Source organism: Nonomuraea basaltis, from assembly GCF_005893125.1.
In the GTDB taxonomy this organism is placed as follows: domain Bacteria; phylum Actinomycetota; class Actinomycetes; order Streptosporangiales; family Streptosporangiaceae; genus Nonomuraea; species Nonomuraea basaltis.
On sequence record NZ_VCJS01000335.1, the window covers coordinates 1 to 10,303 of the forward strand.

8 protein-coding genes and 1 pseudogene are annotated in these 10,303 nt (G+C 67.1%); 3 read left to right on the forward strand and 6 right to left on the reverse strand.

All coding sequences use genetic code 11. From position 1 onward, the window contains the following. Nucleotides 1-20 precede the first annotated feature (20 nt). Entirely contained in the window at nucleotides 21-2,792 is a 2,772-nt protein-coding gene (locus EJK15_RS63925) for a CHAT domain-containing protein (protein WP_138720030.1), read from the reverse strand. Between the two features lie 643 nt (nucleotides 2,793-3,435). Here EJK15_RS63925 and EJK15_RS63930 point away from each other — a divergent pair. The 3 genes from EJK15_RS63930 (at nucleotide 3,436) to EJK15_RS63950 (ending at nucleotide 5,771) form a co-directional block, all read left to right on the forward strand. Next, complete coding sequence (locus EJK15_RS63930) at nucleotides 3,436-4,185, forward strand: DUF6444 domain-containing protein (protein WP_171075322.1); 750 nt, start codon at nucleotides 3,436-3,438, stop codon at nucleotides 4,183-4,185. A 567-nt stretch (nucleotides 4,186-4,752) separates the two neighbouring features. Beyond that, nucleotides 4,753-5,031, forward strand: a complete 279-nt coding sequence (locus tag EJK15_RS63945) for a hypothetical protein (RefSeq protein WP_138720033.1) — start codon at nucleotides 4,753-4,755, stop codon at nucleotides 5,029-5,031. Between the two features lie 329 nt (nucleotides 5,032-5,360). Further along, nucleotides 5,361-5,771, forward strand: coding sequence for a hypothetical protein (locus tag EJK15_RS63950; protein ID WP_138720034.1), 411 nt, complete (start codon nucleotides 5,361-5,363; stop codon nucleotides 5,769-5,771). Nucleotides 5,772-5,866: 95 nt separating this feature from the next. On the opposite strand, the gene EJK15_RS63955 is transcribed toward EJK15_RS63950, so the two are convergent. The 5 genes and pseudogenes from EJK15_RS63955 to EJK15_RS63975 all read right to left on the reverse strand — a co-directional run. Further along, the gene (locus tag EJK15_RS63955; RefSeq protein ID WP_138720035.1) at nucleotides 5,867-6,415 is read right to left on the reverse strand and encodes a hypothetical protein; all 549 of its coding nucleotides are present in this window, start codon (nucleotides 6,413-6,415) and stop codon (nucleotides 5,867-5,869) included. Between the two features lie 481 nt (nucleotides 6,416-6,896). Next, nucleotides 6,897-8,372, reverse strand: coding sequence for a serine/threonine protein kinase (locus EJK15_RS63960; protein WP_240778013.1), 1,476 nt, complete (start codon nucleotides 8,370-8,372; stop codon nucleotides 6,897-6,899). Between the two features lie 1,148 nt (nucleotides 8,373-9,520). Continuing rightward, a complete protein-coding gene (locus EJK15_RS72210; protein ID WP_171075323.1) occupies nucleotides 9,521-9,757 on the reverse strand; it encodes a LysR substrate-binding domain-containing protein in 237 nt (78 codons plus the stop codon). Then, a pseudogene (locus EJK15_RS78255) lies at nucleotides 9,703-9,924 on the reverse strand (zinc finger domain-containing protein); the annotation flags it as partial. The pseudogene EJK15_RS78255 and the gene EJK15_RS72210, both read right to left, overlap by 55 nt. Nucleotides 9,925-10,078: 154 nt before the next feature. After that, nucleotides 10,079-10,303, reverse strand: a 225-nt coding sequence (locus tag EJK15_RS63975) for a transposase (RefSeq protein ID WP_138720037.1), incomplete at its 5' end; no start/stop codon positions are given.

Sequence of the window (10,303 nt, forward strand, 5' to 3'; positions counted from 1 at the left end):
GCCCGCCCCCGAGCTGCCCATCAGCTCGTTGCCTCCCAGGCCTTCTCGGGTGTGGCGGCGTCTCTGTCGGCCGTCCACTGCGTGAACCATCCGTAGCGCCGGGGCAGTTCCTCCCAGTGCGTCTGATCCGTTCCCGTGAGGGCCAGCCCCGCGCAGGCGGCGATGATGCGATCGCGGTCGGATCCCGCGTCGAAGGCGGGGTTGGCCTCCAGCAGCGAGCGCGCGTGGAGGAGCGGGGCGACCGCGGCGCGCTTGAGGCAGCCGTCCATCAGCCTGCGCGCCGAACGCAGGTCGCCGTCGATGAGCACCCGCGCGGCCCAGGAGTGCCTTCGGAAAGGCATGAGCGCCGTTGCCCGCTTGGTCCACTCGCCGGGGTCGTACTCCTCGACCGGCTGCCGCGCGACCTTACGCCAGAACAAGCGCGCTTCCGCGATGGCGACCAGCATCAGGTGGTTGGTCGCCAGGCCGACGGATTGCGCTTGTTTGAAGCAGCGTGTCGCCCGTTCCTCCTCCCCGTGCCGGACGGCCAGGCGCCCCGCGAGATACTCCAGTTCGGCGGCGACCGGATGACCCGTGTTCGGCGGCAGCAGGTCGCGCGCCATGGCCAGATCGTCGGCGGCCGTATCGAACAGCGCGGGGGCACCGGGCGCGCCTCGATCGGCGACTTTCATCTCGGCCTCCGCGAGGTTGCGCAGCGTAATCGCCTGGTCGAGGCCATGGTCGGGAAGGGCTTGCCACGCGGCACTGATCTTTCGATACTGCGGGATCGCTGCCGCTGGATCGCCGTCGATGAAGTGTGTGAGGCGGGCGAGTTCGTGCTCGATCCGCAGGCGGGTCACCTTGACGGCCGCTTCCGGCTCGCCTTCCAGGACCGACAGCGCCTGCTCGAGGAGCCGGCGGGCGCGCGCCTTGGAGCCCTTCCCGCCCGACGTCTTCTCGACCTCGGCCAGCAGCGCAAGACGGTCGGCCTGCTCGACTGGCTCCAGCTCATCGTCGTGCACGTCCTCGAGCAGGTCTCGCGCCTTGTGCACGGAGCCGGTCGCGAGATGTGCCCAGCCGGCCGAGACCTTCCACACCTCACCGATCGTCCGGACGTTCGTCTGGTCGAAGACGTCGAGCAGCGCGCTCGCGCGGCGGTGGTGGCGGTAATAGCCCATGAGTTGCTGCGCGGCGGTCGACCGGGCGGAAGGGGCGCTGCCCAGTCTGGCATGATCCAGTCTCGCCCTCAGCAGCGCCTCGTATGTCCCTCGCTCGACGTGTGCGCGCGCGACGGCGCCGTCGAGCATCGCGAAGGCGGTGCGGTGCGCCGCGGTGAACTGGCCGGGATCGAGGCGGTCTACCAACGACACTGCGCGCGAGAGTGGCATCACGCAGACGGCCCGTGTCTCGACGAGGAGGCCAGCGTTTTTGAGTTCCTCGACCTGCGCCGCGTCGATGTCGGCGAGGTCTGGCGCGGCCGCCGGGAAGGCGAGAACCGCAAGGCCAGGGGCAAGCGGATACTGGAGCGGATCGAAGTCCACGCCTTCCGGATCGCCGGTCAATTCTTCAGCCTTCCATCCCCCTTCCGCCGCCCACTGCGGGAAGCCGTCCGCGAGGACGACGGCGGCCGCGGCGGCATCGCGAAGGGCGTTCCACAGCCAGTCATCCCTCTCCGGTGGCGCGATCAGTGCGAGGGTGAACTGCTCGCCGTGGCAGAGCTTGCGCCAGCCGGCCTCCGGGCCCTCCTCTGTGATGAGCGCCGCAAGCTCTCGGAACTGGCGGCCGGGATCGTCGAAGTCGTCAGTGACACGCATTACTCGGCCGGCCCAGTCGCGAAGCACACGGCCGGCCGAACCGTCCGTGAAGTCCAGTGCAACCACCATCCGGTGGTTGATGCGCTGCTGGGCCAGGACTCGGCCGAGCCACTCCGAACGCACCTGGAAGGCGCTGGCCATCCGGTTGGTCCGCTCGGTTACCCATACGCGCCGATGCTGCGACCAGGTCTCTGCCTGTTTCCTGGCCGTTCCGTCCAGTTCTGCCGGTGCAGTTTCTGGCGGGAGGAGCCGCCGAGCCAGCTCCTGACGTTGCGCCGGTGCTGTGGCGTCGGACCAGGCGATCTCGCCTTCTGGCAGATCGACGCACCAGACGACCGGACAAGCCCAATCGTCCCGGTCGTTTTCACCCAGCTGGGTCGCCATGAGCGCTGCCCGGCCTCGAGCGACGGCGTGGTCGAGGGGCCGGCCCATCGCCAACGCCTGAAGGACTGCAGCCGCAAGATCCGGCGCTATGTCGTCAGCGAGTGGGCCGAGCGTCGCGAGGACAGCTGAGACGCCCACGTTCGCGAGCGCCTGGATAAAGGGAGGAGCCGCGCCTGGCGCTGCGAAGCGCTCGTTCAGCCCCGTCTTGCATGCCCAGAGGACGACGTAGAGTGGTACGACCCTGCTGGTCTTCGCGGCATCGCCAATGGCGGCGGCGAGGTCGTCGGGCGAAAGCCAGCTCCCGTCGGCGAGCAGGAAGCGGGGTGGATTCTCGGTCGCGTGTCCGCTGAGCCACAGCAGCGTCGGCTTAGTTTCCGACAGGGCATCGACGAGCTCGGCACGGCCGACCGCCCGCGCTTCGATCGGCGCCACCAGCGCCTTCGCCGCTGCGTCGAGACTGTCCCGGGCTAGGTTTAGCGCCTGGAGTTCCGCCTTGAGATCGATGTTATCCAAGCCGGGCCCGGCCTCCTGTCCCTGCACCACGAGTACACGCAACGGGTTGCCAATGTCCCGGGGCGCGACAAATGCGCTCTGGCCCGTCACGAGGCGGACCATCGCGACGTCCTGCCATCGCGTAGGCGGCAGCGCCGCGATGGTGGACTCCCACGGCCGCTCCCAGTGCGCGGGGGGCGTACTCACTGCGAAGCGGCGAACGCCGGGAGCATCGCCGCCACATGCGTAGGCCCACCAACGCAGGTACTCCCGCGATAGAGCGAATTGCAGGTAACGCTCCGCAGCGCCCGGTTGGAGGGTCGGGGGGAGTGTCTCCCATTCCGTCTGATCGAAGGGCACCAAGCGCGTTCTTGAATCGCGGGTCACGTCCCAGCCAAGATCGTCCCGCAAGGTAAGCGTTGTAATATCAGACCCACGGGCGCTGATACCATTCTGTCTCACCCTCGAATCATATGAAATCCTTCCCCGCAGCAGCTGCTGTCCGAATGGCAAACATCGGCATAGTTTAACTATCGTCCAGACGGATTAGATTTGGCGGATCAACGAGTTCGTACCGCGGGGCACAGGAGTGCGGTCTTGAGCGTTGGCATCGCTTGCGGACGGAAGATTTGATGATCGCAGTATCTTCTCTTTGTGAGAAATGGTCGCGAACGAGCGGTTGTCCTTGCCGAACGGGAACCAAGGATCGCCTTTGTTCGTGGAACCGGATCGTAAGCATTCATCAGGGCTCAAGATCGAGTGTGGTGTGAGCGTCTTCCTGCTCATGGGATGGGCCGGGGATGGACGTCCGTCGTATGACGAGCTTGCCGCCCTGGTCGTGGAGCAGGCGCGGATCATCGCCGAGTTACGGGCCGAGAACCAGCGGCTGCGGGTGGAGAATGAGCGGCTCTCGGCTCGGGTGGCCGAGTTGGAGCGGCGGCTGAACAGGCACTTGGGCAACTCCTCCCTGCCGCCGTCGGCCGATACCTTCACCCGGCCGGAGAAGAAGCCGAAGCCCGGAAGCGGGCGGCGGCGGGGCGGCCAGCCGGGTTCGGCGGGTGGTGGACTGGCCATGGTCGAGAACCCGGACTCGATCGACGATCATCTGCCCGAGTGGTGTGGCGGGTGCGGGGCGGGGCTGAGCCTGGCCGACAGCGCGGGATACGAGCGCCGTCAGGTGTGGGACGTCCCTGTGGTCAGCGTGACAGTGGCCGAGCATCGAGCGCATCGGTGCCGGTGTGGGTGTGGGTGTGGGACGACGACGCGGGCGATGATGCCTGTGACGGTGGCCGGCTCGCCGGCCTCCTATGGGCCGAACCTGCGGGCTTTGGCGGTATACCTGCTGGTCTTCCAGCACATCCCGGTCGAGCGGACCGCGCAGCTGATCGCCGATCTGACCGGCGCGACGGTGTCGACCGGTTGGGTGTCGGGGGTGCTAGGGCAGGCCGCGGGCCTGGTGGCCGACAGCCTGAAGCTGATCCGCGCCCTGTTGACGCTCGGGCATGTGCTGCACTGAGCAGCGCGGACCCGAACGTCTGGGATGCGCACCGGTTCGCGCGGAACAGCCGGATTCGGCTGGTCGTTGCGGGCGGGTCGCATCCGCGCTGGGAGCGGAACCTGGGAACAGGCGACGACCCGGCTACTTCAACGAGGATGTTGCCGTCACACCGGACGATCGACCTGTCGATCTCACGGGTCGTGGTTTCGGTCACCCAATCGCCCGGGGCATGAAGGCACCTCTGCCAAAGCCCTCAACCTGGCCACTTTTCCTCGGTCGGATCTCGTTGGCCTCGGCCATGTTGCGGGCGAACCGGTCGAACGTGGTCACCGTGAGGACGCTGCCGTCCCACATAGCGGCGAGGGCCTGGTCGAGGGCACCGCGGTTGCGGCAGATCTACCGTCTACGCTGCAACTCGCAGGCCACTGATCAGCAGTTACCTCAATTCGCGGCCCGTTTCCGCCGTATTCCGGCACCCCGTGAGGAGGTGCGGCGGTCCTCTGGGTATGGCCGCCTATTGGTTCACCCGCACCCCCGGCGGGCAGACAGTAACCGACTGCAAGCACACTGTGATCGGAGCTGCTCATGCGCACCTCCCGCACGCTCATCCCGGCCCTGGTCGCCACCGTCACCACCGTCACCACCGTGGCCGCCGCCGCGCTGACCCTGACCGCCCTCGCTGGCCAGGCCCACGCCGCGCCCACGGTCCCCGCCGCAGCGCCAACCCCACCCGACGACCACATCCGTATCTGGCTCCCGACGTGGGAGTCGGACAACGTCCTAAACTTCCTCAACCCGATAGTCGTCGAGGACCGAGACCTCCTTGAGGAGAACATGCAAATCTCGGTCAGCGTCGGTCAGTGAGGTTGGCCCCCGAGTAGGAAACGCCGATCGCTATCTGGGGTTGTCAAGCGAACGAGCTGGTCAGCCGCCTGAAGGCCGTCGGAAGCTATGGCGCGCGCTCCTCCGCCCGCCCGAACAGGATGAGGCTGTCGCATCCGACTGACAGCGAGGACCTCGCCCGACCCGTCCCGTTGTCCTCCCACGAAGAGATCATCTGCACCGCGCGGCGTGATCACTTAGAGTGCATAAATAACTACAGTTAGTGCTGGCTTCGGAGTGGCCGGGAGATCATCGTCCAGCCCGACCGGAAGCCTGGTCCCGTACTATCCCATGCTCGAAAGGGAGCCAGCATGCCGCGCATCAAGAAGACCGCCATGGCCATGGCCGTGACCCTGACCGCCTGTGCCGGCACGCTCGGCGCCTTCGCCGTCCCGGCGCTGGCCGATCTCGGCGGCGCCTCCGGCCCGGGTGTCCGCGCTGCCGCCATCGTCAACGCCAACGGCTCCGTTGTCCGCTCCAAGGGCGTCACGGGAGTCCGCAGGATCGCCGTCGGCCAGTACTGCATCCGGCTCGACTCCGACATCAACGCCGCCACCACCGTCCCGGTCGCAACTCCCCAGTGGGCGAGCGCGCCCTGGGACTCCAGCATCTTCGTCCGCCCCGACGGCGGCACCGCCTGCGGGGACTCCCGCGACGTGTTCGTCGGCACCGGTACCGCCTCCGGCGCCCGCGACACCGGCTTCCACGTCGTCATCCCCTGACCGTGGCCGCCTGGAGGCGGTTCGTCTCTTCGCCCAGGCGGTCCCGCCGCCTGGGCGAAAGCTCCATTCCACTCTTGGGAACGGCAGGCGATCACCTACATCCTCGCCCGCCACTTGAGCGGGTCGCCGCCTTGGCTCATGTCGCCCTCTCCCCGCCTCTCGGTGGGGACGAACTCGCCTGGTAGCTCTACTTCTTCGAAGCGCCAGGACTGGCTTGGGGCACCGCGGTCCGCCACGACGGCCGGGTCGTGGTGGCCGTCGTAGAGCAGGGTGACGACCTTGTCCTCATGGGGCCCCGGCCAGAACATTCCCTCGCTGGCCTTCCACTGGGTTTGGCCCTTTCGGCCCCAGCCGATCAGGCCCAGCTCGACCGGCGTGTCGGCACCGTCGACAGGCCCGACATGGAGGGCGAACGCACTGCGGATGTCCTTGTTGGCGTTGACCAGGTTCCAGGCTTCTTCGCCCCATCTGTTCGGCCTGTCGTCGAAGAACCAGATCTCACCTCTTGCGCCCTTGACGGGGCTCACGCCCAGGACCTGGTCGTTGGTGATGCTGTAGTGACTTCCCGCGGGGCCGCCGCGATCACGTTGGGCGCCGCGGGTGATGCCTCCGTGTTCGGCGGTCAGGCACACCCCGTCCTCCACGTTGATGATGCGAAAGAACTTGGCGGGCGGAAAACCGTTACCAATTTCACTCCTTGTGGTCAGAAAATAACTCTAAGTGACCGATGGGTGGATGGTAACAGGGCGTCGGGGGCCGACGCTGCGCCGCACGTGAGCATGCTCCCCACAGGCGGTCGTCCCAGACCGGCACCGGCCACCCACCGCACCTTCACCCCATCGAGACACGGGACCGCCTCCCGCACCATGATCATTCTTCACCGCCAACGTCTACTGGCGATGGAACGGAATCCGGCGTTAACCACGTCCGGAAGACCGCAACGGCAGGGGTTCACTGACCTGGGAGAACCCCGCTAACGCCGGATTCCGTTCCAAATCTCTAACTGCCGGGCCTAGCGGAATAACGCCTGCGGCCCTTCCTGGGGTATTCCGGCCGTACCCGTCTTAGCGGGAATTCTCGGGCCGGATATGACCACAGCCCCGTGTTCGTGTGGGCGGGGGAGGCTCACCGGTGCCAGCCCTGGCCGGTGTAGTTACCGCAGGGGTTGGCCACCAGGGCGACGTAGTTGGCGGGAGGCCCGGCCGTATCCAGGCACAGGCCGCTGGTGAGGTTGGTGAACTTGCCGGTGCTGGAGTTGTAGCGCCACCGCTGGCCGGTGTAGTTCCCGCACCGTTTCAGTACTGCGTTGACTCCCTTGGCGGGGGCTCCGGCCGTGTCGAGGCACAGGCCGCTGGGCGGGTTGACGAGGTGATAGGTGGTCTGGTTGTAGCTCCAGCTCTGGCCGCTGTAGTTCCCGCAGTCACGGACTTGCACGTGGACACCAGGGCCCTGCGGGCCGTCGGTGTCGATACACAGTCCGCTGGCGGTGTTGGTGATCGGGCCCGGGTCCAGAGGGGACGATTGCGTGCTGGGCTGCGGGTCGGGTGCAGGCGTGGTGGCTGGCTGAGGGCTCGTGGGTGTGGCCGAGGGTGTGGCGCTGGTGGCGGGCGAAGTTGCCGTCGTGGCCAGGCCCCTGTTTCCCGCTCCGGCGTTTCCGTTGGATGCGGCCAGGGCCAGCGCGACGGCGCCGGCCGCGACGAGCACGACCGCGCCCAGACCCGCGTACGGGGCGAGTCGCCGGGCAGCGTGAGAGTCGAGTGTTGTCAGCCGGCGGGTGCGAGGGTCCCCGTCCTGGGGTGGAGCGGCCGGCGAGCCGGTGAGCTCGGAGAGCATCTGGGGAACGGCCGGGCGGGCGGCGGGATCCTTGGCGAGGGCACGGGCGACGAGTTGGCGAAGGTGCGCCTCAAGGCCGTCCAGATCAGGCTCGGCGTGTTGGACCCGGTCGTTGATCTCGGCGCCGCTGGCCCCGGCGAAGGGAGAACGGCCCGTGCCTGCGTAGGCGACGACAGCGCCCCAGCAGAACACGTCGGCCGCCGGGAGCGGCTGGCCACCGGCCAACAGCTCAGGCGCGATGTAGCCGGGGGTGCCGATCACCGTCCCTGAACGCGTCAACTGCCCGGTGGCGTCCAGAGCGCGGGCGATACCGAAATCGATGACCCGCGGGCCGACCGGTGACAGCAGCACGTTGGAGGGTTTGAGGTCCCGATGGATCAACCTGGCCTGGTGGATAGCGGTCAGGGCTGTCGCGATACCAACCGCGAGCGCGTCGAGATCGGCTCCACGCAGCGGACCGTGAGCGGACACCGCCTCCTGCACGGTCGGGCCGTCGATGAAGTCGGTGGCCACCCACAGCGGGTTCTGGTCAAGACCGGCGTCCAGGACCGGCGCCGTGCAGAACCGCCGCACCCGCCGCGCCGCCTCCACCTCCTGTCGGAACCGCTCCCGGAATTCAGGCTCACGCGCCAGTTCGGCGTTGATGACCTTCACCGCGACACGCCGTCCGCCGCTGTCTTCGGCAAGCCACACTGTCCCCATTCCGCCGCGGCCCAGCTGACGAACAACCCGATACCGCCCGATCATCTCCACCACGCCAAAAATCATGACAGACAACGTTGATCAGGTCCGGCGGATGGTTCTTCACCCACGCCGCCCGGGTCATCGCCTTGGCCGCGATCTTGCGGGCCTTGCCTGGCGCGTACACCACCCCTTCCCGGCGCCGCACCAGCACCCGATGTGACTGGGCTGTGCGCGGCGAGGCACCGGTTATCTAGGGTTGTCGGACCCTTCCAGCAGGTCAGAGGATGATGATCTCTTCTTTCACGTAGGCCAAGTTGACCCAACTCAGCCCGGTGTCGGCGTACGGATTCCTTCCGGTGCAGAGTCGGGTACACCAAATGTAGAGGTCGGGGGCGCGAAGCATTCGGGACGCTGCGATGGCGGCCGGCCCGACGACCCAGGTCCGCTACTCACGCCGTGCAGGCCGGGCAGGTCACGGTCAAGCAGCACCACGTCGTAGGGGTCCCGGTAGTAATGGCGCAGGATCCAACGGATATGCCGCTCACCTGTGCTTATGCAGAGGTCTCAGAGTGGGGGGCCATGCCTGAGCCCTGCCTATCAATGCAGGCCAGAGGCATATCTGCTGGATTTTCGGCCGAAGCTACGGGGACCCCTTGACGATCCGCACCGAAGGCTCCTCGAGGAAAGGGGTCGGAGCCCCCTTCTACCTGTCGGAAAATCCTGTCGTCAATCAGAGCGCGAAAACGGCCACCCGGAGCTGTGTTTCATCACCTGATGTCCGGTTTCCTGGCCCATCGGGGGCCGGTTCGACGGCCTGTCGGGAAATCTTCTACTCCCGACACCCCCCATGAGGCATCACCCCCAGATCAATGTCTGCTTGGGTTGGGGACACCTTCGGCGCGAAGGGCTGCTCAGGTTGTTCGTGGTGCGTGTGTCAGCCGGACCGCGGCGGGCGCTACCCCGTCGGTTATTGGGCGTCGCGCGGCTGCTCTGGCGAATGCGCGGATGAGTGGGGTTTCGCTCGATGTACGCCATGCGAAGGCCCACTGACACAGGGGGGCGTCGTGGATAGGGACGAAGGCGAGGCTGGGCCAGGGATAGAAGGTCGCGACCTCGGCGGTGACTCCGGCGGTGGCCTGGTCTGAGGAGACGGCGCTGAGCGTCTCCTGCCAGGTGGTGCCATTGGGGCTGCGGCGGATAGCACGTTGGAGGTGTGCGGGGTCGGTCTGACGTCAGTTCGGGCTCGCGGATCGGCAGCCACAGGTCGCCACGTCCACCTCGCCCGACTTCAGCAGGTCCAGAGGGGAGGCGGGCTGGATCTCACGGTGCTGGAGTCGGGCGTTCGGGTGGCGGGCGAGGAACAGGTCGAGAACGTTCTTGATCTGCGTGGAATGCGGGCCGATTGTGCCGAGGGTCAGTGTGCCCGCGGTGCCGTCGGCGGTGGCTTGAGCGGTCGCGATCCCTTGCATGATCTGCCGGTGGCCACTCTTGAGCGCTTGGTACAGCTGCTCACCGCGAGCGGGGACTTGCGCACGGGCGGGGTGGCCACGCTGAGCGCCTTGGCGAGCGCGGGGACGAGCCGGAAACGGGCGGTGTGGTACTGCACGGCCACCTTGCCCTTGCCGGTCCGGCAGGGCGAGCCGACCGGGGGCGGCGCAGGAGGTCATCGGACAGTCATGAACTTCTACGCGCCGAAAGTCGTCGTCGTTCATCCCGGGAGTGTTTGGGGCTAGTCACAGAGGTGGGTCTGGTGCATTTGCTGGGGAGCGGTCACGGTCGGTGATCTCGGCTCAGTTCAGCAGTGCCATCTTTCTGAGGAGGTCGTAGTTGGCGCGGCCGAACATGAGCCGTTTCAAGAATTTGATCTTGCATACTTTGCCCTCGACAACGCCTGAGCTGTAAGGGAGCGTGAGTCCGTTCAGGACGGCGGCGTGGTCGCGTTCGAGGCCGTTGGCGAAGGAATGCAGGTAGGGCAGGTCGTCAGCCCGGACGGCGTCGATCCAAGCGTCGAGGCG

Bases quoted from the DNA above. Each gene is read 5' to 3' on its own strand.
- EJK15_RS72210 (WP_171075323.1), bottom strand. From the start codon at position 9,757: ATGCAAGGGATCGCGACCGCTCAAGCCACCGCCGACGGCACCGCGGGC.
- EJK15_RS63945 (WP_138720033.1), top strand. From the start codon at position 4,753: ATGCGCACCTCCCGCACGCTCATCCCGGCCCTGGTCGCCACCGTCACC.
- EJK15_RS63960 (WP_240778013.1), bottom strand. From the start codon at position 8,372: ATGATTTTTGGCGTGGTGGAGATGATCGGGCGGTATCGGGTTGTTCGT.
- EJK15_RS63925 (WP_138720030.1), bottom strand. From the start codon at position 2,792: ATGGTCCGCCTCGTGACGGGCCAGAGCGCATTTGTCGCGCCCCGGGAC.
- EJK15_RS63950 (WP_138720034.1), top strand. From the start codon at position 5,361: ATGCCGCGCATCAAGAAGACCGCCATGGCCATGGCCGTGACCCTGACC.